We start from the raw sequence: 25,574 nt of genomic DNA, 5'->3' as shown, positions 1-25,574 counted from the left end.
AAGGTTGCTTGAACGGCGTTAAGCTGTCAAGCATGGCTTTGGATCGCGAGACTGTGGTGCGCACCGCGCTGGCGGTGCTCGACGAGGTCGGCCTGGACGCGCTGACCCTGCGCCGCATCGCCACCCGCCTTGAGGTCCAGGCCCCGGCGCTGTACTGGCACTTCAAAAACAAGCGGGAACTCGTCGACGAGATGGCCACCCAGGTGCTGCGCGCCACCTACGAGGCCCCCGAGGAGGGCCTGGACTGGCGGGAGATCGCGCGGCGCTCCGGGGTCACCCTGCGCCGCGCGCTGCTGGCCCACCGCGACGGCGCGCGCATGGTCGCCGGCACCCACCTCACCGACACCAGCGCCTACGGCTCGATGGAACGGGCGCTGTCGACCTTCACCACAGCCGGGTTCAGCCTGTCCGCGGCGATCTCCGGGCTGACCACGATCTACCACTTCACCGTGGGCTTCGTCATCGAGGAACAGGCCGTGCAGCCCACCCCGGCCGAACGCGACCCGCGCTATGACTTCGCCGCCCGCGCCGCCCGGATGGACGCCGCCGCGACCCCACTGGCGGTGGCCGCGGGCAAGGAGCTGTTCAGCGACTTCGACCGCCGCTACCGGCAGGGCCTGGAACTCATCGTGCGCGGCCTGGCCGGCTGACCACCCCAGCCGTGGTGCCACACCCGTGGCGGTTTCAGTGGCCCAGCAGGCAGAACGGGTGCCCGGCCGGATCGGCGTAGACCTGCCAGCCCCGGCCCAGCGCGCTGTCCAGCAACGTCGCGCCCAGCTCTAGGACCCGCTCGTGCGCGGCGGCCAGATCGGCCACGTGGATGTCCAGATGCGCCAGCTGCGGCCGCCGATCATCACCCCAGACCGGTCGCCGGTGGCCGGGCTGGCGCTGGAAGCAGAGCACCCGGCCATCGGGCAGATGCAGCGTGGACCAGTCGGCGTTGACCGCCCAGCGCCGATCGGGCCGGTTGACCTCCCCGCCCAGCAGCTCCTGGTAGAAGGCGGCCAGCCGGCGCGGGGCCGGGCAGTGGAGGACGAGGCACTGGAGCACACCCAAGGGACGCACCCGCCGGAGGCTACTGCCATCCTTGTCGCCATGACTCGCACGCTGTGCCTGGCCCAGGACCCGGCCGCGGACGCCCTGCTCACCGAGAGCCACCTGGCGCTGCTGTTCGGCATGCTGCTGGACCAGCAGATCCCGATGGAGAAGGCGTTCAAGGGCCCCCGGGTGCTCGCCGACCGGCTCGGCGAACTGGACGTGCGGCAGATCGCCGAGCTGGACCCCGAGGCCTTCGCCGCGGTGATGTCCCAGGTGCCCGCCGTGCACCGCTTCCCAGGCTCGATGGGCAAGCGCCTGCAGGAGCTGGCCCGCTACCTCGTCGAACACTACGACGGCCAGGTCGAACGCCTGTGGACCGAGGGCGCGCCGGAGGGCAAGGAAGTCCTCAAGCGGCTCAAGGCGCTGCCCGGCTTCGGCGATCAGAAGGCCCGGATCTTCCTGGCGCTGCTGGGCAAACAGCGCGGCGTGACCCCGGCAGGCTGGCGTGCGGCCGCGGGCGCCTACGGCGAGGACGGCGCGCGCCGCAGCGTGGCCGACGTGGTGGACACCGTGACCCTGACCGAGGTCCGCGAGTTCAAGAAGGCGGCCAAGGCCGCGGCCAAGGCTTAACCACTGACTGAAGAGGACCGAAGGTGTCCTCTTCGATGGCTAGCGTGGGGTTATGAGCGAGATCGACCCCTTCCGCATCGACATCCCGCAGTCCCAGCTCGACGACCTGCACGCGCGGCTGGACCTGACCCGCTGGCCGGAGGAGCTGCCCGGCACGGGCTGGGACTACGGGGTCCCGCTCGACTACCTGCGCGAGCTGGCCGAGTACTGGCGGCACGGCTACGACTGGCGGGCGCAGGAGCGGCGGCTCAACTCCTTCCCCCAGTTCACCACCGAGATCGACGGCCAGCACCTGCACTTCCTGCACATCCGCTCGCTGGAGCCGGACGCGGTGCCGCTGATCATGACCCACGGCTGGCCGGGCTCGATCGTGGAATTCCTCGACGTCATCGGCCCGCTGACCGACCCGAGCGGCCACGGCGCCCCCGCGGGCAGCCCCGCCTTCCACCTGGTGCTGCCCTCCATCCCCGGCTACGGCTTCTCCGGCCCCACCCGCGAGACCGGCTGGAATGTCACCCGGATCGCCACCGCCTTCGCCGAGCTGATGCGCCGCCTGGGCTATGACCGCTACGGCGTGCAGGGCGGGGACTGGGGCTCGGCGATCAGCCAGGCCATCGCGATCGCCGACCCCGCGCACGTGCACGCGGTGCACCTGAACATGCTCATCACCCGCCCCGACCCCGAGGTCACCGACCTGACCGAGCAGGAGCTGGCCAAACTGGCCACGCTCAACCGCTACCAGGACGAGCTGTCCGGCTACATGAAGATCCAGTCCACCCGGCCGCAGACCCTCTCCTACGGCCTCACCGACTCCCCGGTGGGCCAGCTGGCCTGGATCGCGGAGAAGTTCAAGGAGTGGACCGACTCCCAGTCCGTGCCCGAGGACGCGGTGGACCGCGACCACCTGCTGACCAATGTGATGCTGTACTGGCTCACCGGCACCGCGGGCTCCTCGGCCCGGCTGTACTACGAGTCCGCGCGCAGCTGGGGCAGCCAGCCCCCGCTCACCCAGCCGCTGGCCGTGGCGGTCTTCCCACACGACCTGACCCAGCCGGTCCGGCGCCTGGCGGAAAAGCAGTTCCCGACCCTGACCCGGTGGACGGAAATGCCGCGCGGCGGGCATTTCGCGGCGATGGAGGAACCAGACCTTTTCGTGTCGGATGTGCGGAACTTCTTCCGCGACCAGCTCCCGATGTGATCAAGTAAGCCTCTACGGGGCCGGTCCCGGCACCCACGGGACCGGCCCCGTAGATCCCGCTTTCCCCAGCTCCGCCCCGGTATTCCGAATCTCCCCGGAAAACGGAATACGGCATCTCCTCGCCGCAGCGCACTCCCGGTGGGAAAACTCGGAGGACGCGCGACTTCGCGCCCAGGGATGACCAAGGGGAGACCACCGTGTCAGGACAGCGCGTGCGGCGCTGGTGGGGGCTGCTGCTCGCACCGGCGCTGGCGGCCGGGATGCTCGTGCCCAGCGCCGCGGCCGCACCCACCACACCGCCACCACCCGCCCCGGCCCAACCGGCCGCCGCCCTCGCCTGCGCGATCACCGCGGGCGGCCTGATCGGCGAACGCTGGCACGCCCTCAACGCCGAAGCCGGACCGCTGGGCTGCCCGACCGGCCCGGAACAGGACGTGCCCGGCCGCCGCGGCCGCAAGCAGAGCTTCGACCGCGGCGAGGTCGTCTGGTCCCCTGACCAGGGCCCGAACCTAGTCGTCTCGGCCTACCGGGTGCACAACGACGTCACCGTGGACTGGGGCCCCACCAACGACCCCTGGAGCTACGACGGCTTCCTGATCAGCTGGTTCCACCAGGGACTGTCCCGGGTGGAGGACGTCTACGGCGGCCCGCGCACCTGGGGCACCTTCACCATGCCGCTGACCCGTGGCCCCGGCCGCTACGACTTCACCGTCACCGGCTGCGACAAACGCCCCGGCCAGTCCGGCTTCAAATGCAACCAGGGCGCGGCCATCCCGGTCAGCGTCACCCTGCCCGACCTGGCAGGCACCCCCACCGGCTGCCCAGGGCCCGCGGTCGAGGGCAACCTGGGCCGCCGCTGGCGGGAACTGGGCGGCGCCACCGGCAAACTCGGCTGCCCCACCGGCGCCGCGTTCAATGGCCCCAAGGGCCGGGTGCAGCCCTTCGCGCACGGCCAGCTCGCCGAATCACCAGCGCAGGGCGGCAACCTGGTGGTGGCCACCTACTCGGTGAACAACCGGGTCTACCTCGAGTGGGGCCCCACCGACGGGTTCTTCTACGACTACTTCATCGTGCGCTGGTACCAGCCCGGCCGCGATCCCCGCCAGGCCGACGTGAAATACCGGCAGGACCGCCGCCGCGAGGGCCACTTCAGCTTCGACGCCGAGGTCGCGGGGGAGATCCAGGTCGAACTCCAGGGCTGCGACACCGGCATCGGCGGCGCGCAGTGCAAACAGGGCTGGACCCAGCGCGCCGCGACCACCGTCCGCTTCGCCGGCGGGGTGGACCTGCGTGGCTTCACCGCCACCCAGCCCGCGCAGGCGCCCCAGCACCTGGACAAGCGCCGCGAGCTGGTCACCGAGTACCAGGCCTGCCAGAGCGTGCTCAGCCCGACGGGGGAGAAGGCAGGGGAGAACACCGGCATCGCGTTCATGGCCCACCTGGACCGGCTCCGCCGCAAGGGCGTGACCAGCCAGTGCGCAAACCAGGCCCCCAGCCAGGAACTCGTCAACCGGGCCCTGCGGCACACCCGCCCGTACATGACCGGCTCCTCCACCGACGACATCCCCACCTGCCACCGCGACGCCGACTACGACGCCGTGCTCAAAAGCCTGGTGGTGATCAGCGGCAAGTACTGGGATCTGCTCTACCCGCTGACCCGCAAACACCTGCTGCAGCACCTGCTCACCGAGAACGGACCGCATTCGGTCGACGACGAGAAGATCACCGTCTGTGGGCTGGTCGATGTGCCCGAGACCGAGAACCACCGGCTGCTCATCGAAAGCTCCCGCTACCTGAGCAACCAGCGACTGCGCGAGGCCACCGGCGAGGCCCGCTACGACAACGCCGCCAACGGGATGCGCGAGCACCTGCTGCGGCAGTTGCAGACCTTCGCCAAACACGACTTCATGGAGTACAACGCCCGCCCCTACCAGCGGTACTCACTCAACGCGCTGCTCAACCTGTTCGACCACGCCCAGGACCCGGCCATCCGCACCGCGGCCCAGATCGTGCTCGACTACGCCACCACCAAGTTCGCCCTCAGCAGCAACCAGCTGCGCCGCGCGGGCCCGTTCCGCCGCATCGCCGACCGCGCCGATGCGGACAACCAGAGCTACTACGCGGGCAACTCCGACCCGCAGACCGGTTTCTTCCAGCTCTGGACCGGCCTGCTGGCCAACACCGGCGACCACATCCCGCCCCAGTTCAGCGGCGAGGCCCTCATCGTCGGCGTCTCTGGCTATGTGCCGCCGCGTGCGGCCATCCACCGCGCCATGGACAAGTCCGTCGCCTACCAGCATTCCTTCCAGCACGGCCCGCGCCCGAAGCTGAGCTTCTCCGCCGACTCGGCGATGCCCGGGGTGGAGATCTACGCCAGCTCCCCGTCCTTCCAGCTCACCGCGGGCGGGATCTGGGGCAACAGCGGCTACGGCATGGACGAGGTCCGCGGCAGCAAGCTCTACGGCCGCGCTCAGGCCACCACCCTGATGCCCACCCGCAACACCCCGGGCCGGGAGACCCGCACCGATGACCTGATCCGCTTCGACGGCTTCCACAACAGCGGCGGCCCCGCCGACCGCGACCGGGTCAACACCTGCGTGGCAGGCGGCTTCGCCTGCGGCCTGCGCCTGGTGGTGCCGCAGTTCCTGCGTGAGTGCGCCCAGCGCGTGGTCGAGGCCCGCTGGGAGTTCCTCAACCTCAACACCCCCGCCTGCGGCAACCTGGGCGTCTACGTCGCGCTCAACTCCGTGGACAAGGCCAGCGCCTCGCACGGGGTGGTCGGCGTCCTGCACGCCGTGGAGTCCACCACCATGGACTTCGCCGCCTTCCACACCCGCACCCGGGAGCGCAACCCCAACCTCACCAACGAGATCAGCACCCAGGAGGCCGGTGTCATGACCACCGCCGACGGCCACCGCTACCAGTTCAAGCTCAACACCGGCGACAACTACGAAACCCTGATCAAGTCCATCGACGGCCAGTCCCAGCCGCACTGGAGCACCGCCCCACTGGTCTCCGGCCCGATCCTGCGCAGCCGCGGCCACGAGGGCTTCCTGGAGATCAACCACCCGGAATGCCAGGCCACCACCACGCTGGACTACCGGGACCCACTCAACCCGAAGATCACCCCGGGCACCTGCGGCTGACCCCGGGCCTGCCTGCTCCGCGATCGCCCCGGCATCCCGTGCCGGGGCGATCGCCGCTGACCGGGGAGGTCATTGCTCCCGCAGTATGTGCGCCAGCGCCGCGGCGAATCGTCGCGCTTGCGCCGGGGTGATCGTGGCGGTTGTCACCCGGATCGCGTTGTGGGACGACGTCGGCGTGGCCGCGAACTGGGCGCCGTCGCGAACCGTCCACCCTTGGTCCGCCAGGCGCTTGATGACGGCCGAGGACTCGGCTTCCAGCGGAATCCACAGGTTCACGCCATCTGCCGGCGGGTGGACTGTGATGCCGTTGTCGGCCAGGGATTCGGCGAGCGTGGCGCTGCGCTGGGGGTAGGCACGTCGCGCTTGTCTGAGCCGCGATGCCACGCGTGGATCGGTGAGCAGGGTGGCGGTCAGTCGCTGCAGGAGGTGGCTGACCCAGGTGGTGCCGGGCCGCAGGCGGGCGTTCAGCTGCGCTGCCGAGTCGAGGTCGGAGGCCACGATGGCCAGGCGCAGGTCTGGTCCGAGGAACTTGGACACCGATCGGACCAGTGCCCATTGGGAGGTGTGCTCGGTGATGAGGCGGTGGTAGGGCTGGTGGGAGATGGCTGAGAAGTGGTCGTCTTCGATGATCAGGGCGTGCGGATAGCCGGCCAGTACGGCGCGCACCTCAGCCGTGCGGGCGGCGGTGCGGCTCATTCCCGTCGGGTTGTGCGCGCGGGGTGTGAGCACCACCGCTCGGGCGCCGTCTTGCAGGGCTCGCCGCAGTCCATCGGGAGTGGGGCCTTCGGTATCCACGGCGACGGGCAGGGGGCGGAAGCCGTTGATCCGTAGGGTGCCGACGCTGGCCAGGAAGCACGGATCCTCGATCGCCACCGCGTCACCTCGGGTGAGCCGGGCGGTCAGGAGTCGTTCCACGGCGTCGACGGAGCCGTTGGTGACGGTCACCCCGAACGAGGAGTGCGGCAGGTCGGCGCCCATCGTGTCCCGGGCCCAGGCCTCCAGGGCCGGGTCAGTGGTCGACACCCCGTACAGCGGTGCCGAATACGACATCGTCGCCACCGCGGCCATCAGGTCAGGCAGGAGCCGGGGGTCGGGGTTGCCGCTGGCCAGGTCGACCTGGCCAGCGGGCGCTGTCCCGCCTTCGGCTTCCAGCGCGGGCAACGCGCGGATCAGGGTGCCGTGGCGACCGCGGGTCTCCGCGACACCGGCGGCGACGAGCAGCCGGTAGGAGACGGCCACGGTGTTGCGATGCACCCCCAGGCCCTCCGCCAGATCCCGGATAGGGGGCAGCACATCACCGGGGCGGAGCCTGCCCGCATCGACCAGGTCGCGGACGCTGCCGGAGATCTCTCCCGCGGTGGTGCCCGCGATGCCTGGTGGCACGTGTGGTTCCGCTGTGTCACTCACGCCGCCAGTCTATTGGCACGTGACAAACGCGCCAATCCTGTGCTTGACTCTTTGTCACGTGACAAACCGGGCCGCAGTCGGGTGACTTCGGCGGGAGGGAGAACCATGGAGCTGTCCGACCAGTTCGCGCTGTCGGCGGAGGCGATCGTGGCCGCACTGCACGCCCGCGCCTTCGGCCACCTCGTCACGCCCGGGCCGGAGGGGCTTGAGGTGACGTCGATACCGTTGCTGTACAACGAAACCAACCACTCGCTCGTCGGTCACGTCGCTCGGGCGAATCCACAGTGGAAGTACACCGACCACGCCGAATCACTGGCCGTGGTCCCCGGGACGGACGCCTATGTCACACCTGAGTACTACCCGTCGAAACCGGTCCGCCCCAAGGTGGTTCCGACCTGGAACTACGAGGTGCTCTACGTGTACGGGCAGCTCGAGGCGCACGAGGACAAGGACTGGCTGCTGGACCACGTCACCGCGCTGACCAGGCGCCACGAGGCGGGCCGTCCGACGGAGTGGCAGGTCACCGACGCCCCGGAGAAGTTCATCGCCAGGCAACTGCGGGGGATCGTGGGAGTGGAACTGCGGATCGATCGCGTCATCGGCAAGGCGAAGCTGAGTCAGAACCGTTCCGCCGAAGATCGCTCCGGGGTGGTTCGTGGTCTGGCGAAGGGAACTCTGACTGAGCGAGCCACCGCGGCGGCGATGACAGCGAACGGACTGGACAGTGCCTGACCCGGCGATCCCCGTGGTAGTGCGGGCCGAGGATTTCCCCGCCGCCGATGTCCGGGAACTGACGTTGTCCCCGGCCGCAGGCGGAAAGCTGCCCGGATTCACTCCAGGAGCCCACATCCAGCTCCGCCACCCCAGGGGAGTCCGGCGCCAGTACTCGCTGATCAGCTGCCCGGACAACCTGACCCGGTATCGGATCGCGATCCGCAGGCGTGCCGATGGACGCGGCGGTTCGGTGGCCTTCCACGACGATCTGACGATCGGTGACCAACTGTCCATCTCACCCCCGATCGACGGAATGAAGATCGACACCTCGGCAAGTCAGCACGTCTTCATCGCCGGTGGCATTGGCCTGACCCCGATTCTCGGACTTCTGCAAGCCCTCCCCGAAGGGGCGAGGACGGAAACGCACTACTGCGTGCGTTGCCTGGCCAGCGCCCCGTATCTCGATGCACTGCGGGAGTCGAGCAGGCGGGTCACTGTGTATGACAGTTCGGCAGGCGTTCGCCTGAACGTGACGGAACTGATCCGGTCCCTGCCGGCCGGCTCGACGGTCTATCACTGCGGTCCCCAGGGACTGATGGACGCGATCACGACGGCGACAGCCGACTGGCCCACCGGCCGCGTACGCGGCGAGAGGTTCACGCCCGCGGACCCGGAACCGGCCGACTGTGAGTCTTTCGAGGTCCGCTTCGCCGCCGAGCCCGCCCGCGTGCTGCGAGTCGGAGCACGCGAAACCATGCTGCGGGCACTGCTCCGGGAAGGAGTGCCCATCGACTACTCCTGCGAAAAGGGCGAATGCGGCACGTGTGTCCTCGAATACTCAGCCGGGACCGTAGACCACCGCGATTCGGTCCTCACCGACGACGAACGGAACGACATGCTCACCCCCTGCGTTTCCCGGGCACGCGGACGCGTCGTCATCGACCTGTGAACGGCCATCAAGCGGGAGTGGCCAAGGTCCAGCCGACTGCTGGTGTCGAGCGACCCGGCCCAAGCGCCGGTGGAGGCCCGTGATGTTCTCGGTCCCGCTTGGCCCTGACGGCACCCGCTTGGGCCCGCTCGAACCGTGGCACGCCGAGGAGTTCCTGGCCCACCTCGATCGCGGCAGGGAGTTCATCGGGCAGTACATCGCCCTTGCCGACGGCGCGACGGATCTGGACTCCAGCCGGGCACTGTTGCGCGCGTACGCGGACAAGGCGGCCACCGACACCGGCCGGATCTACGGCATCTGGACCGGTAACACCCTGGTGGGCGGCGTGTTGTTCCGCAGAATGGACCTCAAGCACGAAGTCGTCGAGGTGGGCTGCTGGCTTGAGCCCGCGGGCACCGGGAAGGGCCTGGCCACCCAGGCCGCCCGCGCGATCATCGACTGGGCGGTGCGGACCCGGGGCGCGCACCGGGTGGAGTGGCAGGTCAAGACAGGCAACCTGGCGAGCATCGCGGTGGCCCGCCGACTGGGCATGACCCGCGACGGCGTGCTCCGCGAGGCCATGCTGCACCGGGGAAAGCGCTTTGACCTCGAGATATGGTCGGTGCTCGCGCCGCAATGGCGCGCTCAGCACCGGTGAAGGCCACTGGTGGGCTGACACACATTCACATCGGGAGGCCGTCGCGCGCGGGGGTGTTGTCACCGGTCGCCGGCAGGAAGCGGATACTCGCTTCGCAGAACACCCCAGTGCGAGGTGCCCGCGGGCAGCACGTGCCGCAGCGCGCGGGCAAGGTCGCAGCCAAAGCACAGTGCCACAAGGTCTTCGCCGAGAAGATCAGCAGCCGGATCCGGGCACCCCAATGCCCGAGATCGTCAAGCGTATCCCGGCGGCCTCACGTCGGTACCGGCCGCGATCGCCGCCTGCCGGGCCTGTTCCTGCGGCTCGACGTCCTCGGCGAGCAGCGCCGGGTAGGCGACGAAGTCGGTGACTGCGTCAGTTCTCCTCGTAGATCCGCATCTGCTTCGAGATCACCGGAGCGTCATCGGGTCCCGGATCGGGCACCGTGAAGCAGTCCACCCGCACCTCCCCGTCGAACTCGCTGAAGCTGTCCGCCGCGTCTTCGAGGACCGCGTCCACCCACGCCTCCAGTGACATCCGCGCTATGGCGGCATTGGGCACCTTGAGCAACGGGCGTTCGGCCCGCATCGGCACCCAGCCCTCGTAGCCCTTGTCCTCCAACAACATCAGCCGCCACCAGTAGTTCTGCCACTGCTGCCACGTCACCGCTACCGCCCCCTCACAGCGCGGCCGATGATCTCCACCGAATCCCGGCCAGGAAGCAGTCTGGTCAACGGATCCGACAACCGATCACAACTTCCCTGCTGGCATCCCGACTATCCGCCTCGTGGCGTGGGGCCGCGAATCGCACCTGGCCGGTGCGACTGGGACTTGCCGGAGGGTGCGTGGCCGAGGCTTGGATGCGCGGACCGGCGGCGGTGGGGGAGGGGACCGGAGGCCAGGGCCGGTGCCTGGGTGGCCTGGCTCGGGTCAGGTGGGGGAGGACAGGGTGGTGAGGTTGGCGGTGAGGGCGTCCAGGCAGTTGATCCAGCCGGTGGTGTAGTTCTCGTAGCCCGCGGTCTCGGCGAAGGTGTGCGTGAGCACCAGGCGGCAGCCGGTGGGCTCCTCGAACAGCTCCAACCGCAACTGCTCGTCGACCTCGCGGAAGGCGAAGACCCTCGGCGGATCCACCTCCAGCACCTCGCCGTCCAGGGTGCCGCCCTCGCCGTTGTCGAAGCGGATCACGCCGCCGGGGCGCAGGTCCAGTTCGACCGCGGGGAAGGGGTACCAGACGCTGAGGTGTTCCGGGGTGGTCAGGGCGTGCCAGACCTTCTCCCTGGAGTGGGACAGGTGGCGTTCCAGGCGCAGGGCGAGGCGGCCGTCGGGCAGGCGGGTGGTGTCGCCGGGGGAGTGCGGGGTGGTCATGGGTTTTCCTTGCGGGGCTTGGGGGTGTGGCCTTCGGGCAGGGTGTCGAGGTGCTGTTCCAGGATGCCGAGCCGCTCGGTCCAGAGCTTGCGGTACGGGGCGATCCAGGCGTCGATCTCGGCCAGGGGCTCCGGGCGCAGTTCGTACCAGCGGCGCTGGGCCTCCGGGCGGACGTTGACCAGGCCGGCCTCGCGCAGCACGCGCAGGTGCTTGGACGTGCCGGGCTGGGTGAGGCCGAGTTGCTCGGTCAGCTCACCGACCAGGCGGGGGCGTTCCAGGAGCAGGTCGAGGATGCGGCGGCGGGTGGGTTCGGCGAGTACTTCGAATGGGGCTGGCACATGAGCAACATACCACGGGGTTTATATAATCAAAAATGGATTCACCTGGTGGTGGCGAGTGTGACTCCCCGGAACACCCGCACCGGGAACACCACCATCAGCAACCCGACCCCCACCGCACCCAACCAGAACGGCGCGGCCAACCCAAAATACCGTGCCAGCACCCCACCCAGCGCGGACCCCGCCAGCAGCGCAGCCCCGGACAGCCACCGATAGCCGCTGTGCACCCGTCCCAGCAGCTCAGCGGGCACCAACGACTGCCGCAACGCCGCCCCCAGCGTCGAGGACACCACCAGATAACCCCCGAAGACCACCAGCGCCGCCGCCACCACGAAGACCTCCCGGCTCACCGCCAGCACCAGGTGCGCCACCGCCTCCAGCGCGAACCCCGCCCGCAGGAACACCGGCACCCCAAGCCACCCGATCAGGCGATCCGCCAGTAACCCACCCAGCAACCCACCCACCGCCACGGCCACCAGCAACAGGCTGAACCCGACCTCCCCGAGCCCCAGCCGCTCCCGCGCGATCAGCACCAGCACCGCCGCCATCGCCCCCAGCGCCACATTCGACACCGCGATCACCGCCGTCAACGCCCGCAACACCCGGTGCCGCGCCAGCCACCGCACCCCGCCGACCAGCTCAGCCCACAGCGACCCCCGCGGCCCACCCCGCCCAGCCACCCCCGCCGGCAACCGCACGCACAACGCCGCCACCAGCAACAACACCCCGGCATCCACCAGGAACGGCACCCACACCGCCACCGCGAACAACACCGCGCCCACCGGCTTGGCCAGCAGATCCCGCCCCACCAGGGCCGACCCCAGCAACCGCCCGTGCGCCCGCGCCAACCCCGCGGGCGCCACCAGCGCGGGCACCAGCGTGCTCGCCGCGTTCTCGAACACCACCCCCGCACACCCGACCACGAAGAACACCAGGTACAGCAACCACAACGACGCCTGCCCGGCCAGCAACACCAGCCCCAGCACCGCCACCGCCACCGACCGCACCAGCGCCGCCACCACCAGCATCCGCCGCCGCCCCACCCGATCCACCAGCGCCCCACCCGGCAACCCGAACACCAGCCCCGCTGACTGCTGCGCCACCGCCAGCCCGGCCACCTGCACCGGATCCCTGGTCAACGCCGCGGCCAGCAACGGCCCGGCCACCATCGTCACCCCATCGCCGACCGCCGAGACCGTGCCCACCACCCACAACCTGGCAAAACCCGCACCCAGCCCCATGATCACTGGACGTGCCAGGCCCAGCACGGGTTGCGCCACACCAGCACGGGGGAGCCCCGCCCATCACCCACCGGTGAACGTGGCCTTGCCCGGACCCTCGCTCAGGAACGAGCGCACCCCAGCCCGCAGATCCTCGGTGTCGAACAACGCCGCCGCGATCCCGGTGACCTCCCGGTTCGCCTCCGCCACCCCACCGTGCTCGAAATGCGCCAGCACCCGCTTGGTCGCCGCATGCGCCCTGGTCGGACCAGCGGCCAACCGCCTCGCCAGCGCCATCGCCGCCTCGGCGAACCCCTCCGCAGGCAGCACCCGGTTCACCACACCCCACTCCCGCAACGTCTCCGCCGGATACCGGTCCCCGGTGAACACGAACTCCTTCGCCCGCGCCACCCCGGCCCGCGCCGCCAGCCGCTGCGTGCCACCCATCGTCGGGGTCAACCCGATCACGTTCTCCACCAGCCCAAAACTGGCCCGCTCACTGGCCACCAGCAGATCACAGGCCAGCGCCACCTCGAAGGTCCAGGTCAGGCACAACCCGTGCGCGGCGAACACCGTCGGGAACGGCAACGCCGCGATCCGCTCCGGCACCTCCAGCATCCGGTCGAACAACACCTTCGCCTGCCCGGCGTCGGCCTGCTCGGCGAACAGCGACACATCCACCCCGCCACTGACCACCTTGCCCTCCGCCCGCAGCAACGCCGCCCGCGGCGGATCCACCGCCAACGCCTCCACCGCCGAGAGCAACTCCTCCTGCAACCGCGCGGTGTAGAGGTTCAACGGCGGCGCGTCGATGGTCAGCACAGCCAACCCGGACGGTTCCCGGTCAAGACGAAGCAACTGCACCTGCGACTCCCGTCAACTGATGGAGGACATCGGAATCGGCCCCAGCCCAAGACAGTCTCACCGCGGGGGACCGGCGGCCACCACCGCCCGCAACTCCGCCACCGACCGCCGCCACCCATCCCACAACAACCAGCTCACCCCAGCCTCGGCGTACTCCGCCACCAACCCCGCCGACGGCTGCACCCCGCTGCCCCACAACGCCAGATCCGCCTCCGCCCGGCCACCCGAGGCGACAAAGTCCGCCTTGATCCGCCCCGCCTGCTCCGGCGTCGGCAACACGAACCCATCCTCATCCCGGATGATCGGGAACAGCCCGTCCACCCGCGCCGCGGACAGGAACGGCGCCTTGCGCGGCCACAACCCACTCGTCCACAACGGCACCCGCACCGGCGCGAACTCCACGTCATCGACCTGGAAATTCACCCCCTCATGCCGCACCCGCTCACCGGCGAAGAACCGCTCCAGCAACTCCACGCCCTCGCGGAACCGCCCGGCCCGCGCCGCGGCGGGCTCAGCCTCACCGAACCGCGCGTAGTCCCGCGGCACCCCCATACCCAGACCCAGCAACAACCGCCCACCGGACAACCGCTGCAACGTGCCAGCCTCGGCCGCCAGCTTCCACGGCCGACGGCGGGGGAGTGGCACGATCATCGGCCCGAACCGGATCCGGCTGGTCCGCGCCGCCACCGCACCCAGCGTCACCCACGGATCAGCCACCGGCGGCGCCGCCACCAGGTGATCCCACAGGAAGAACCCGTCCCACCCGGCCTGCTCGGCGGCCACCGCCAGCTCCACCAGCAACGCCGGATCCCCATACGGGCCATAACAGGGCACATAGATCGCGAACCGCATACCGCGCATCCTGCACCAGACAGCAGTGCGGGGCGGCCCCGAGGGACCGCCCCGCACACTCACACCAGGTCGACGCGCTCCATCTGCACCGGATACCCGGCACGGGCGAACGTCGCCGCCATCGGCGTGTTCGTCTGATCGGTGGCGGCTGCGATGCGGTCCACCCCGGCCTCGGCATGCACCTGCGTCGCCTCGACCAACAGGTCAAACGCATAACCATGCCCGCGTTGTTCCGGAACCACCCCGATGTAGCCGACAACCGGGTCCGACGGGGTATGACCGGGCACCGTGATACCCACCAGCTCACCCGCGGGCGTGTACGCCAGCAACCAGGCGCTGCGCGGACTCGGCAGCCACTTGAGGTAGTCCAGCTCCTCCCGCGCCGCCGCCTCCAGGCCGTCCTCCTCGATCCGCAGCCGCACATGCGCGTCCAGGCTGCCCTGATGGATCAACCGGAACGCCTGCAGCACGGACTCCTCATCCGGAGCAGGCCGGAACACCAACCGGCCAGGCCGATCGGGCACCCCGCACTCCGGCGTCCACAGGTACCGGAACCGCTCCACCAGCACCCGGTACCCGGCCGCCTCCGCCGCCGCGATCCGGCCCTCACCAGCGGCCAGCACCGCCGGATCAGCCCGCCAGCCCGGCGGCAACCGCAGCTCGTACTCCGCGCGCAGGGGAGAGGCCCGCAACAGCTCCGCCGCGGCCTCGGCATCGGTGAAGTCGAACCAGTCCAGCGTGATCGGCTTGCTGTCCTTCGGACCACCCCACCAGGCAGCGCGCGCCACGACCACGTCCTCGCGCAGCGCCACCCAGGTCCACTCCGGCCGGTAAGCGCCGGTAGCGGCCATGGTGAGGTAGTCCTGTCCGAACCGCGCCCTGCCCACCAGGGCGGGATCCGGGAGCGAGGCGAACAGCCGCTCCTCGCCGGGCTCGATCGAACGAATGACCAGATCGGTCATGAGAAGAAGTCCCTTCGGAAAGCTCAGCGCTCCCCAGTCAGAACTTCGACGCCCTCGTAGCGAAGGGGGAGCACCAGATCAACAACGAACGTGCGATCACGGTTACCACCTCCCTGTCCTCGGCTCGGAGAGCGTGCCGGAACCCTAACAAAGCTCACCCGTCCGGGACGAACGCTTTACCCGGGCCGATCCACCTCGAAGGTCCCGCTGGCCCCGCGCACCGTCACCCGCACCTGCTTGGACTGCCCGGACAGGACAGCCAGACAGGAGAAAACCCGCGCGTCCTCGATCGGCTGCCGACCAGGACAGCGCACCATCTCCAGCCCGGTCACCTCGTACTTGTCCACCAGCACCGACCGCACCGCGAACTCCAGCCGGTCCTGCTCGAACACCGGCACCGGCGGCGTGCCCGGGGGAGTGGCCCCACGGCTGGGGCCCGCGCACCCGGCCAGCGCCGCCGTCACCAGCAGCACCCCACACCTGGCCAGGCCGTTTCTGATCATGAAGTAAACGGTATCTGGCCGGTCTGAAGCTTCGCTGTCGTCTGGCTGCCGCCCGGCTCAACCCCGCTCGGACATCGCGGTGATCGTCTCGGTCATGTGCTCCCTGATCTGCGCCAGCCGCTCCTGGATCCCGGCCTCGGCCGCCGTCGGCGTCAGGTCCGCGACCATCACCCGCAGCCCGGTGTCGCCAGGGCCGTGCACGAAGGTCTGCCGGACCATCGTGCCCCCGAACTCGGTAGCGGACAGCTCATAACGCCAGGTCGAGCCCGGTCGCGCGGGATCCTCCTCGCCGTCGAGGACCACCCAGGTGAAGACCCGGCCCGGCTCCGACTCGGTCACCACACAGGTCACCTCGCCGACAAAGCCGCCCTCGAACTCGTTACGACCGGAGAATCGGGCGCCGGCCCGGGGGCCGGGGGAGTCGTGGTCGAGCCAGGCCCCGCCCTTGCACTCCGGGCTGAACTCGCCGATCCGGGACACGTCGGTGATGATCTCCCATAGTTTCTCCGGCGAGACCTCGACGGTCAGCCCGACCTCGGTCCGCGCGCCGGTCACCTTGTCAGCCATGGGTTTCCTCCCTCTGGTGCGGTTGTTGTCGGTAGTCCGACGAACGGCAGGGAAGGGAAACGACACAAGTGGACTTCACCGGCTCGGGCAGCGGCTCCACTCGAAGGAGTGGCCCCTAGAACCACTACTTAACATAATGTAGATTATCGGTCAGAAACCGGCAGGCGCCGAGAGGGGCAGATCAGGCTGATTTCTGGCTTGCGCGCCACCGTGCGCGTTGACTTCACGCGCCGTCGCACAGCCGCGTCGCTGACGAGCCGACCCGCGGTCCGGCCGTCGTCCGTCGCACTCGGCTGGACCGCGCGCGGCGAGACGATGGGCGAGCGTTCTGATGACCAGCCAAGCCGATGGGTGCCTTCGGTGGCCGCTGAAGCCTCGGATCGTCGGTTCTGGGTAACCCGGGCATACCGGGTCATTACGTCACTGTGACGCTAGTCGACCCCTGAACCCGGTGGATTCGAGGTGATCCCCGGTTCTGTGGCGACACATTCCCCATCGGACTCCTCCGGGTCGTCCCGTGAGAGCCATCCGGCGACAGGCCGAGCCGGTGCGTCGGCGGAGTTTCGTCGGAGGGAGCGTTCTGGCGAACTCGGGCGGCCAGCTGGCGAACGCATCCCCCGCAGGGCATGAAGCCGGTATCACTGCTGGTCAGATGGGCGTTTCGTGCATAACCGCTATTATGCACGAAATCAGAAGAATCACGGGGGAGTCAGCAGTCTGGCGGATTTCGTCACGCCAGGGCGTACAGCACCGTGGCGCCGAGGCAGGCGATCGTGCGCAGGTGGTTCCACCCGGTCCAGCGGCGCAGGAAGCCGCGCCACAGCTCCTGCCCCGCCGGGGTGGCCGGGTCGGCGGCGTCCAGGGCGTTGTTCATCGGCACGTTCACGATGGCCGTCACCGCGAGCATCCCCCCTACCACCAGCACGGCGGCGATGGTGGGCAGCAGCGGGAAGCCGTTGAGCACGGCCAGCACCGCGCTGGTGATCGGGGCGCCCAGGAAGGCCAGCAGGAACAGCGGGTTCACGATGGTGCGGTTGATCTGCTGCATGACCGCGGCGGCCTCTGGGGCCGGGCGTTTGGCCAGCGCGGGCATCACCACGGCGGAGAAGGTGAAGAACAGGCCGGTCAGGATGGCGGTGGTGGTCTCGGCGATGACGGTCAGCGCGGTCATGATGTCCTCCCAGTATTGTGCAGTGCGTCCAGTTTGAGTCTCAGGTAGCGGATGATCCATGCCTGAAGCGCGCGATTTCCTGCTCCTTCGTCCCGTAGCCGTGGACGCTGGGTCGGCCGGGTGCGGATACTCGGACGGGTGGACCTCACCTCTCCCCCGGCGCCGCCTGCCGATCCGCTCGGCGCGGCCCTGCACCACCTGCGGATGGACGGGGCCTGGTACTTCCGGTCCGAACTGACCGAGCCGTGGCGGCTGGACCTGCCGCCGATGAGTGACTGCCTGTGGTTCCACGTCGTCACCGCGGGCCGGTACTGGCTGTCCGTGCCGGGCCAGCCACCGCGGCAGGTCTCCCCCGGTGAGCTGGTGCTGGTGCCGCACGGGCAAGGGCATGAGCTGTGCAGTGAGCCGGGGCTGCCCGCTCCCCCGGTGATCCAGGACATCCCGCACGAGCAGATCAGCGAGCGGTACGCGATCCTGCGGCACGGCGGTGGTGGCGCCCCGACGAGTCTGGTGTGCGGGGCGGTGCGCTTCGACCACCCGACCGGATACGGGCTGATGGCGCGACTCCCCCGGCTGATGGCGGTGGCCGATCCGGCCCTGGACGCCACGTTGCGGTTGCTGGCGGCCGAGGCGCGGGAGCTGCGGCCAGGGGGCGAGACGGTGATCACCCGGCTGGCGGATGTGCTGGTGATCCAGGCGATCCGGAGCTGGCTGGGCACTGATCCGGCGGCGCGCGCGGGGTGGCTGGGGGCGTTGCGGGATCCGCAGGTGGGGCGGGCGGTGGCGCTGGTGCACCGGGAGCCCGCGCGGGCGTGGACGGTGGCGAGTCTGGCCGCGGCGGTGGCGATGTCGCGTTCGGCGTTCGCGGCGCGGTTCACCGACCTGGTGGGTGAGCCGGTGATGCAGTACGTGACGCGGTGGCGGATGCACGTGGCGGCGGGGCGGTTGCGGTCCGGGGAGGCGTCGGTGGCCGCGGTCGCGCGGCAGCTGGGGTATCAGTCGGAGGCGGCGTTCAGCCGGGCGTTCAAGCGGATTGCCGGGGTTTCCCCTGGTTCGGTGCGGCGGGCGGGGCCGTTGGTGGAGTTGTTGCGGTAGTTCTGCCGGAGGTGAATGCGGCGATATTCGGAACGCGGTAACGGGGTCGGCCGGTAGCGTCCGGGTGGTGGCGAGGGTGTTGGAGTTGAACTACTTCCCGGTCAAGGGCTGCGCTGGCGTCTCGGTGCCGGATGCGCTGGTGAACCCGGCGGGGCTGGCCTATGACCGCAGTTTCATGGTGGTCAGTCCGGAGGGGGTGTTCCGGTCGCAGCGGCGGGATCCGCGGCTGGCGCTGGTGTGCCCGCGGGTGCTGGCCGGCGGTGAGGTGCTGCGGTTGTCGGCCGAGGGGTTCGAGTCGGTGGACGTCGCGGTGGACGCGGTGGGTCCGCGGCGGCCGGTGGAGATGTTCGGCGATCCGTATCGGGCGATTGATCAGGGTGAGTGTCGCGGCGGCGTGGTTGTCGGCGGTGGTGGGTGATCCGTGCCGGTTGGTGCGGGTGCCGCCGGAGCATGACCGGGCCACGGACGGGTTGACGCCGGGGACCTCGGGTTTCGCCGACAGCAGTGCGGTGCACCTGTTGTCGGCGGATTCGCTGGCCGGGTTGAACGAGCGGATGGTGGCCGCGGGGGCGGTGGCGTTGCCGATGGCGCGGTTCCGGCCGAACATCGTGGTCGACGGGTGGGATGGGCCGCATGCGGAGGATGGGCTGCGGCGGGTGCGGATCGGGGATGTGGAGCTGGGGTACACCAAGCTGGCCATCCGGTGCGCGGTGACCACGGTGGATCAGGAGTCCGGGGTGAAGCGGGGGCCGGAGCCGTTGCGGTCGCTGGCGAAGTACCGGCGGGCGGCGCAGGGCGGGGTGGCCTTCGGGGTGAAGTTCGCCGTGCTGCGGTCCGGGAAGCTCTCGGTCGGCGATGAGTTGTCGGTGCTGGAGTGGGGCGCCTCGGAGCTGTGACTCCCCCGCTGGTCAGCGGAGGTGGCCGACCTGGTCCCAGGCGGGGTCGGACTGGGTGTCCAGGGTGGCGGTGGACTGGCCGTGCACCCAGGCGGTGATGGTGGCCAGTGCGGCGGTGTCGGTGGAGTCGCAGTAGAGGTGCAGGGTGCGGTTGCCGCGGCCGGTTTCGTGGGCGACCAGCAGGGCGGCGCCGTCGAGTTGGCGCATGAGGTCGTCTTCGAGGTCCTGCAGGTCGGTGAGGCCGGCGCTGGTGGGCAGGTCGCGGGGGTCCTGGGTCGGGTAGCGCAGGGTGATGCCGGCGTGCAGGTCCAGGAGTGGGTGGTCGATCCAGCGCATGGGGCGCATGGCGATGGCGGTGAGGCGGGCGCCGTCCTGGCCTTCGCCTTCCATGACCACCCAGCTGGGTTCGGGGTGGCGGGCGGCCATGGCGTGCACGGTTTCCGGCAGGGCGTCGGCGGGGAGGGCGTCGGCTGGTTGTTCGGCGGCGGTGTTGACCTCGCCGATCCAGCGTTCGAGGTCGTCTTCGCCGAGGAGCCAGGTGAGGGTGAGGAAGGCGATCTGGAGGGCGGCGTCCTCGGGCATGTTGGGGAACTGCGGGTGGTGCACGGTGACGTCGACGAGCAGGGATTGTTCGTCGACGGTGAGGGAGAGCCGGGTTTGTTCGAGGTCGAGTTCCCAGTCGGCGAAGTCGAGTTGCTGGTTGAGCACGTTGGGGTCGGCCTGGCGGGCGGCGCGGTATTCCCAGGTGGCGTCAGGGGCGGGGGCGGCGCGCAGCCAGCGTTCGGTGAGCGGGCGCAGGGCAGGGTCGCCGTTGGCGGTGACGCAGAGTGAGTGCTGGGCGTCGCGGCCGGGGCCGAGTTCCCATTGCAGGTCCTTGTTGATGGCGTTGACCAGGTGGGCCATCTGTTCGGGCAGGTCGGCGAAGTCGCCGGAGTGGATGGCGTTGGCGAGCAGGGTGGCGCCTTCCTGCTGCCACCAGTGCCAGAAGTCCTCGATGCCCTGCATCTCCACCATCCAGCCGTGTGGGTGTCGGACGCTTGCGCGGTCAAGGTAACCGATGGGGCTGGCGAATGCGGGGTGGTTCGGGGGTGTGGCGGAGCAGGTCTCGGGGTTGACGCTGGGTGAGCGGGGCCGGGGGTGGGTAGGTGGTCGGTCACCGGCCGTGTCGATCTTTGTCGGTGGTGTGCGGTATTCCTCTGGGTGTGTTGTTGTCGCAGGCCCAGGAGTCGTTCTTCCTCGCGCGGCGGTCACGTAAGGACTCGCCGCACACCACTGCCGCTTATCGGCGTGATCTGGCGGGGATCTCGGTGTTGCTGGCCGGGGCCGCCGGGTGCGCTCCCCCGGCGCTGGAGCTGGCGCAGGTGGGTGCGGGTGCGTTGCGGGAGGCGTTCGGGTCGTTCGCGGAGACCCATGCCAAGACGTCGGTGTCGCGGGCCTGGTCGACGTGGAATCAGTTCATGAACTTCTGTGTGGCCGATGGTCTGGTGGCGGGGAATCCGATGGGGGCGGTGGCGCGGCCGCGGCCCGCGGCGTCGATGCCGAAGCCGTTGCGGGGTGAGGACACGCCGGAGCAGTTGCTCTCGGCGGTGGCCTCGGGTGAGCGGAAGTCGCGGGATCCGTGGCCGGAGCGGGATCTGCTGGTGGTGGGGTTGGGTTTGGTGACCGGGTTGCGGTCGGCGGAGATGCGGGCGTTGCTGGTGAGCAGTGTGGTGGGGCGGCCGGGTGAGCAGCGGTTGCATGTGCGGGGCAAGGGCAGCCGGGAGCGGTCGATTCCGATCAGTGCGCCGATGGAGGCGGTGGTGGCGCGGTATCTGGTGTCGTGCCGGGGGCGGTTTCCGCATGCCCGGTTCGGGCGGGAGTCGGCGTTGTTGCTGGATCTGCGGGGTGAGCCGATCGGGCGGGGTGCGTTGCAGTATCTGGTGAGCTGTTGTTACCGGGCGGCCGGAATTCACGATCGGGTGCCGACGGGGGCGAACCTGCACGCGTTGCGGCACACCTTTGCCACCCGGTTGGCCGAGGACGGGGCGAACGCGGCGGAGATTATGGCGTTGCTGGGGCATGCGAACCTGAATACGAGCCAGAACTACATCGAGGCGACGGGTCGGGAACAGCGGGCGGCGGTGCTGGGCAACCGCACTTACCGGGCGCTCGCCGAGGCGGCTGGGGTGGGTGGTGAGCCGGTTGTCGGGGACTGATCCTGGGTGGGTTTCATCCGGAATTGGGTCGGATTACGGTCGTTGTTCACCGAGTTGCGGAAAAGATGCTTGGGAATGGGGTGATCGTCACTTATCGTGGTTGGGTAACCACAGTTGTGACGCTCCCCCGTTCTACTGGAGGTGGCGCCGTGACCAGCCCAGGGCACGGCTTGACGCAGGGTTCGACCGCGGTTCTCCGGTCGTGTCCGGAATGTGGCCGGGTTGTTTCGCATCGGATGGAAAGGGAACAGCTGCGCGCTGACCTGTCCGTGGTGTGGCTGCTGGTGGATGCGGCGGGTGTGGTGCGGGTGCGGCGTTTCTGTGTGGGTTGTGCGCCGCGTGGTCCGGTGCTGAATGTGGAATGCCAGGGTTGTGGTGATGGCCCGTTGGTGTGTGCGGCGGGGCCGGATTTGCCGGGGCCGGTGGTGGCGTGGTTGTCGGCGGCCGGCTGGTTGTTGGACGAGCCGGTGGCGTGTGCGCGTTGTGCGGCGAGGTCGGTTCCGGTGCAGCGGCGGGCGCGGTAGCCCGCGGGGAATTCCCCGGGGCCGCCGCGACCTTTTCCGCTGTCGTTGTTTCCGGAATCGTTGGGGTGTAACGGATTCAGCCGAGTACCTCGCGGAGTTTGGCGGCGAAGGCCTCGGGCTGTCCGGGGTAGCCGTTTTCCTCGCCCGCGAAGCCGCCGTGGTGGCTGGGGAAGACGGTGGCTTCCTGGCCGAGCAGGGCGGCCAGGGCCACTGCGGTGCGTCCGGTGAAGGCTTCGCCGGTCTCCTCCCCCACCGCGACGATCACCCTGGTGGGTGCGGCGAGCAGGGCGGCGATGTCGGGCTGGTAGCGGGTGACGGACAGGGAGCGGTCGGACATCAGCGGGTCGTCCCGGTTGCCGTCGTCCTCGGTGGGCAGGCCGAACTGCGCGGGGTCGGGCGCGGGCTGGGCGAAGTACTCCTCGGTGTACTCCCCGGGCCAGGAGGTCATGGCGATGAAGCCGGCCATGCCCGCGCCCCAGCCCTTGGCCTGGTAAGTCTGCATCCAGCCGTCGCGGGCGCGTTCGGCGGCCGCGGCGTCGGGCAGGACCGGGATGAGCGGTGGTTCGTGGGCGATGAGGGTGGTGAGGTCGGTGGGGTGGGCGGTGACCAGGGCGAGGGCGGTGACCGCGCCGCCGCTGCTGGCCAGCATCTCCACCGGGCCCGCGCCGAGGGCTTCGATGATGGCGTGCACGTCCTCGGCCTGGCCGGTGGGTGTGTGGTCGACCCTGCCGTCCTGGCGGGTGCTGCGGCCGAGGCCGCGGGGGTCGTAGGTGATCACGGTGCGGTCGGTGAGGTAGGTGGTGAGGGTGGTGAAGCCGTCGGCGGTCATGGGCTGGCCGATCAGGAACAGCGGCGCCCGCCCGTCGGCGGTGGGCAGTTCTCCGTGCACGTCGTAGACGAGCTGGGCGCCGGCGAACTCGAGGGTGTGCGTGGTTGTCATGGCAGTAGAGACCTTTCCGGGAGCGAAAACTCATCGGCCCCGGAGCATCATCTCGGTCAGGTCTGTCATTGGTAGGACGGTGGCGCCGCGTCGGGGGTGTTCGCCCAGTTGGGGTCGGGGGTGGCGCGCAGGCGGAAGTCGAGGTGGCCGCCGGTGCGCACGAGGTGCTGGGGCAGCCAGGTGCGGGCCCAGTTCTCGCCGTTGAGGTGGAGCTGGGTGATGTAGGGGCGGGCTGTTCCGGCGCCGGGTGCGGTGATGTGGAGTTCGCCTGCGTTGGGTGGGCGGAGCTGGATGGCGGGGAACAGTGGGGTGTGTACGGAGAGGTCGGCGGTGCCGGGGGTGACCGGGTAGAGGCCGAGGGCGGACCAGACGTACCAGGAGGACTGGGCGCCGAGGTCGTCGTTGCCGGGCAGGCCGTCGGGGGTGGGGGCGAAGAGTTCGCTCTGGATGCGGCGGATGACGGCCTGGCTCTTCCAGGGCTGGCCGATGTAGTTGTAGAGCCAGGGGGTGGAGAAGTCGACCTCGTTGCCGGACCATTGGTAGGGCTGGTTGGGGCCGACGTTGACCTTGGTGAAGAACTCGTCCATCAGCGGCTGGGCCTTGGTTTTGCCGCCGAGGGCGGTGATGAGTCCGGCGATGTTGTGCGGGACGAACCAGCGGTACTGGGCGGCGTTGCCTTCCTCGAAGCCGTCCTGGCCGAACTGGCCGGGTGGGGGTGGCACAAAGCCGGGGCCGGCCGGGAACTGGCCTTTGCTGTCCTTGGGGCGCAGGTAGCCGGTGCTGGGGTCGAACAGGTTGCGCCAGTACTCGCCGCGTTTGGCGTAGGTGGCGGCGGTGGCGGGGTCGCCGAGGGTGCGGGCGAAGCGGGAGATGGCGAAGTCGTCGACGGCGTATTCGAGGGTCTGGGAGGCGCCTTTGCGGACGTGGCCGACCAGGGCGCGGTCGTTGGGGACGTAGCCGAGTTTCTGGTAGTCCTCGATGCCCTGGCGTTCGACGTAGCCCCACTGGACGGGTTCGGCCTTGGTGGCGCCTTTGAGCATGTATTTCAGGGCGGTGCGGGTGTCGAAGCCGGTGGCGCCGTAGGCGTGCAGGTTGACCAGGAGCGGGACGCTGTTGTCGCCGTTCATCACGCTGGTGTAGCCGTTGGCCATGGGCCAGCGCGGTAGCCAGCCGCCTTGCACGGCGGCGAGCACGAGGCTTTGCGCCATGTCACTGGCGCGGTCGGGGTAGAGCCAGCCGTGTAGTGGGGCGAGGCTGCGGTAGGTGTCCCAGTCGGAGAAGTTGGCGTAGTGGGTGCGGCCTGGTTCGACCTGGTGGATCTTGCTGTCGAAGCCGGGGTAGCGGCCGTCGAGGTCGTTGAAGGTGTTCGGGTGGATCAGGGAGTGGTAGAGGGCGGTGTAGAAGGTCTTGCGGTGGGCTGGTGTGCCGCCGCCGATCCGGATGCGGCCGAGGTGTTCGCGCCACTGGGCGCGGGTGGCGGCGCGGACCGGTTCGGGGTGCCAGCCGGGGATTTCGGCCAGGTTGGCGCGGGCGCCGTCGGCGCTGACGTAGGAGAGGGCGACCTTGGCGCGCAGTTGCCGGTTCTGGCTGGTGTCGAAGGTGAGGTAGGCGCCGGATCTGGGGTGGTTGGCGCTGGTGCCGCCGGGGGTGACGGTGCTGCCGTCCCAGGTGCCGTTGGCGGTGAAGGGGCGGTCGAACTTGAGGGCGAAGTAGACGGTGTACTGGTTGCCGCTCTCCCCGCAGAACCGGCCGGTGGTGGCGGATCCGGTGATCTCGTCGGAGGCGCTGATCCGGACGGTGGCGGCGCTGTTGCCCGCCAGGCTGGCGCCGGTTTTGACCAGGACCTGGGCGGTGGCGCCCTCGGGGTAGGTGAAGGTGCCCAGTCCGGCGCGGGTGCTGGCGGTGAGTTCGGCGCGGATGCCGGAGTCTTCGAGGGTGACGCCATAGTGGGCGACCTCGGCGCGTTCGGTGCGGTGGGAGAACTTCTCGGTGCGGTTCCACGGGGTCACGCCGATCTCGCCGGTGACCGGGAGGATCGGGATGTCGCCGAAGGCGCTGCAGCCGACGGAGGCGTGGGTGAGGCTGAAGCCGCGGATCGGGCCGAGGTGGTAGTTGTAGCCGGCGTAGTTGCCGTTGTCCGGGCTCCACTGGATCATGCCGAAGGGCGCGGTGGGGCCGGGGAAGGTGTTGATCTCGCCGACGACCGGGCCGCCTTTGCCGGTGCCGATCATGGGGTCGACGTACTGGGTGGGGTCGGCGATGAGGGTGTCCTCGGCCGCGGCAGCGCCGGGGATGGCGGTGGCCAGCAGGGTGATGGCGGCGAGTGCGCCGATGACAGCGCGACGGTTGCGAGATCTCACGCGTCCTCCTCGACTGTGCTGACA

The 25,574-nt window shown here is 69.7% G+C and carries 24 protein-coding genes and 1 pseudogene; 10 read left to right on the top strand and 15 right to left on the bottom strand.

Going from position 1 to position 25,574, the window contains the following annotated elements:
• Positions 1 to 32 precede the first annotated feature (32 nt).
• Positions 33 to 650 (top strand): TetR/AcrR family transcriptional regulator C-terminal domain-containing protein, encoded by a 618-nt coding sequence (locus ACTOWY_RS24395; RefSeq protein WP_441311981.1) that lies wholly within the window; start codon positions 33 to 35, stop codon positions 648 to 650.
• A 34-nt stretch (positions 651 to 684) separates the two neighbouring features.
• On the opposite strand, the gene ACTOWY_RS24390 is transcribed toward ACTOWY_RS24395, so the two are convergent.
• Complete coding sequence (locus ACTOWY_RS24390; protein ID WP_441311980.1) at positions 685 to 1,065, bottom strand: VOC family protein; 381 nt, start codon at positions 1,063 to 1,065, stop codon at positions 685 to 687.
• Positions 1,066 to 1,095: 30 nt separating this feature from the next.
• Between ACTOWY_RS24390 and ACTOWY_RS24385 the strand changes: the two genes are divergently transcribed.
• From ACTOWY_RS24385 to ACTOWY_RS24375, 3 genes are all read left to right on the top strand, one after another.
• A complete protein-coding gene (locus tag ACTOWY_RS24385; RefSeq protein WP_441311979.1) occupies positions 1,096 to 1,668 on the top strand; it encodes an HhH-GPD-type base excision DNA repair protein in 573 nt (190 codons plus the stop codon).
• A gap of 52 nt (positions 1,669 to 1,720) precedes the next feature.
• Entirely contained in the window at positions 1,721 to 2,866 is a 1,146-nt protein-coding gene (locus tag ACTOWY_RS24380; protein WP_441311978.1) for an epoxide hydrolase family protein, read from the top strand.
• Positions 2,867 to 3,063: 197 nt separating this feature from the next.
• Complete coding sequence (locus tag ACTOWY_RS24375; protein WP_441311977.1) at positions 3,064 to 6,012, top strand: LGFP repeat-containing protein; 2,949 nt, start codon at positions 3,064 to 3,066, stop codon at positions 6,010 to 6,012.
• Positions 6,013 to 6,081: 69 nt separating this feature from the next.
• Here the strand turns inward: ACTOWY_RS24375 and ACTOWY_RS24370 are convergent, their stop codons facing one another.
• Positions 6,082 to 7,419 carry an aminotransferase class I/II-fold pyridoxal phosphate-dependent enzyme gene (locus ACTOWY_RS24370; RefSeq protein WP_441311976.1) on the bottom strand — a complete coding sequence of 446 codons (1,338 nt, stop codon included), beginning with the start codon at positions 7,417 to 7,419 and terminating at the stop codon, positions 6,082 to 6,084.
• Positions 7,420 to 7,524: 105 nt separating this feature from the next.
• On the opposite strand from ACTOWY_RS24370, the gene ACTOWY_RS24365 reads away from it, so the two are divergent.
• The 3 genes from ACTOWY_RS24365 (at position 7,525) to ACTOWY_RS24355 (ending at position 9,719) form a co-directional block, all read left to right on the top strand.
• Positions 7,525 to 8,151, top strand: a complete 627-nt coding sequence (locus ACTOWY_RS24365) for an FMN-binding negative transcriptional regulator (RefSeq protein ID WP_441311975.1) — start codon at positions 7,525 to 7,527, stop codon at positions 8,149 to 8,151.
• Entirely contained in the window at positions 8,144 to 9,082 is a 939-nt protein-coding gene (locus ACTOWY_RS24360; RefSeq protein WP_441311974.1) for a PDR/VanB family oxidoreductase, read from the top strand. The genes ACTOWY_RS24365 and ACTOWY_RS24360 overlap by 8 nt, the downstream gene beginning before the upstream one ends.
• Positions 9,083 to 9,164: 82 nt before the next feature.
• Positions 9,165 to 9,719: a GNAT family N-acetyltransferase gene (locus tag ACTOWY_RS24355; protein WP_441311973.1), complete on the top strand. Its 555-nt coding sequence runs from the start codon at positions 9,165 to 9,167 to the stop codon at positions 9,717 to 9,719.
• 354 nt (positions 9,720 to 10,073) lie between these two features.
• Here ACTOWY_RS24355 and ACTOWY_RS24350 read toward each other — a convergent pair whose 3' ends face one another.
• The 10 genes from ACTOWY_RS24350 to ACTOWY_RS24305 all read right to left on the bottom strand — a co-directional run bounded on the left by ACTOWY_RS24350 (position 10,074) and on the right by ACTOWY_RS24305 (position 17,540).
• Positions 10,074 to 10,364 (bottom strand): hypothetical protein, encoded by a 291-nt coding sequence (locus ACTOWY_RS24350; protein WP_441311972.1) that lies wholly within the window; start codon positions 10,362 to 10,364, stop codon positions 10,074 to 10,076.
• Between the two features lie 264 nt (positions 10,365 to 10,628).
• Positions 10,629 to 11,063, bottom strand: coding sequence for an SRPBCC domain-containing protein (locus ACTOWY_RS24345; protein ID WP_441311971.1), 435 nt, complete (start codon positions 11,061 to 11,063; stop codon positions 10,629 to 10,631).
• Positions 11,060 to 11,401, bottom strand: a complete 342-nt coding sequence (locus ACTOWY_RS24340) for an ArsR/SmtB family transcription factor (RefSeq protein WP_441311970.1) — start codon at positions 11,399 to 11,401, stop codon at positions 11,060 to 11,062. The genes ACTOWY_RS24345 and ACTOWY_RS24340 overlap by 4 nt, the downstream gene beginning before the upstream one ends.
• 41 nt (positions 11,402 to 11,442) lie before the next feature.
• On the bottom strand, positions 11,443 to 12,681 hold the full coding sequence (locus ACTOWY_RS24335; RefSeq protein WP_441311969.1) for an MFS transporter: 1,239 nt from the start codon (positions 12,679 to 12,681) through the stop codon (positions 11,443 to 11,445).
• Between the two features lie 24 nt (positions 12,682 to 12,705).
• Entirely contained in the window at positions 12,706 to 13,485 is a 780-nt protein-coding gene (locus tag ACTOWY_RS24330; protein ID WP_441311968.1) for an enoyl-CoA hydratase/isomerase family protein, read from the bottom strand.
• 57 nt (positions 13,486 to 13,542) lie between these two features.
• Positions 13,543 to 14,337, bottom strand: a complete 795-nt coding sequence (locus ACTOWY_RS24325; RefSeq protein WP_441311967.1) for an LLM class flavin-dependent oxidoreductase — start codon at positions 14,335 to 14,337, stop codon at positions 13,543 to 13,545.
• Between the two features lie 59 nt (positions 14,338 to 14,396).
• The gene (locus tag ACTOWY_RS24320; protein WP_441311966.1) at positions 14,397 to 15,299 is read right to left on the bottom strand and encodes a GNAT family N-acetyltransferase; all 903 of its coding nucleotides are present in this window, start codon (positions 15,297 to 15,299) and stop codon (positions 14,397 to 14,399) included.
• A gap of 176 nt (positions 15,300 to 15,475) precedes the next feature.
• Positions 15,476 to 15,802, bottom strand: a complete 327-nt coding sequence (locus ACTOWY_RS24315; protein ID WP_441311965.1) for a DUF4333 domain-containing protein — start codon at positions 15,800 to 15,802, stop codon at positions 15,476 to 15,478.
• A gap of 57 nt (positions 15,803 to 15,859) precedes the next feature.
• Positions 15,860 to 16,369 (bottom strand): SRPBCC family protein, encoded by a 510-nt coding sequence (locus ACTOWY_RS24310; RefSeq protein ID WP_441311964.1) that lies wholly within the window; start codon positions 16,367 to 16,369, stop codon positions 15,860 to 15,862.
• A gap of 730 nt (positions 16,370 to 17,099) precedes the next feature.
• Entirely contained in the window at positions 17,100 to 17,540 is a 441-nt protein-coding gene (locus tag ACTOWY_RS24305; RefSeq protein WP_441311963.1) for an anthrone oxygenase family protein, read from the bottom strand.
• A 138-nt stretch (positions 17,541 to 17,678) separates the two neighbouring features.
• Here ACTOWY_RS24305 and ACTOWY_RS24300 point away from each other — a divergent pair, with 138 nt between their 5' ends.
• Entirely contained in the window at positions 17,679 to 18,635 is a 957-nt protein-coding gene (locus tag ACTOWY_RS24300) for an AraC family transcriptional regulator (RefSeq protein WP_441311962.1), read from the top strand.
• A gap of 67 nt (positions 18,636 to 18,702) precedes the next feature.
• Positions 18,703 to 19,531: pseudogene (locus ACTOWY_RS24295) on the top strand (MOSC domain-containing protein).
• Positions 19,532 to 19,543: 12 nt separating this feature from the next.
• On the opposite strand, the gene ACTOWY_RS24290 reads toward ACTOWY_RS24295, so the two are convergent.
• A complete protein-coding gene (locus ACTOWY_RS24290) occupies positions 19,544 to 20,545 on the bottom strand; it encodes a DUF695 domain-containing protein (protein WP_441311961.1) in 1,002 nt (333 codons plus the stop codon).
• Positions 20,546 to 20,733: 188 nt separating this feature from the next.
• On the opposite strand from ACTOWY_RS24290, the gene ACTOWY_RS24285 reads away from it, so the two are divergent.
• Positions 20,734 to 21,726, top strand: a complete 993-nt coding sequence (locus tag ACTOWY_RS24285) for a tyrosine-type recombinase/integrase (RefSeq protein WP_441311960.1) — start codon at positions 20,734 to 20,736, stop codon at positions 21,724 to 21,726.
• Positions 21,727 to 22,326: 600 nt separating this feature from the next.
• On the opposite strand, the gene ACTOWY_RS24280 is transcribed toward ACTOWY_RS24285, so the two are convergent.
• On the bottom strand, positions 22,327 to 23,190 hold the full coding sequence (locus ACTOWY_RS24280; RefSeq protein ID WP_441311959.1) for an alpha/beta fold hydrolase: 864 nt from the start codon (positions 23,188 to 23,190) through the stop codon (positions 22,327 to 22,329).
• 65 nt (positions 23,191 to 23,255) lie between these two features.
• Entirely contained in the window at positions 23,256 to 25,550 is a 2,295-nt protein-coding gene (locus ACTOWY_RS24275; RefSeq protein ID WP_441311958.1) for a GH92 family glycosyl hydrolase, read from the bottom strand.
• Positions 25,551 to 25,574 lie beyond the last annotated feature (24 nt).

The sequence above is a fragment of the Crossiella sp. CA198 genome, from assembly GCF_052078295.1.
In the GTDB taxonomy this organism is placed as follows: Bacteria; Actinomycetota; Actinomycetes; order Mycobacteriales; family Pseudonocardiaceae; genus Crossiella.
This window is presented reverse-complemented; position numbering and strand designations above follow the sequence as displayed.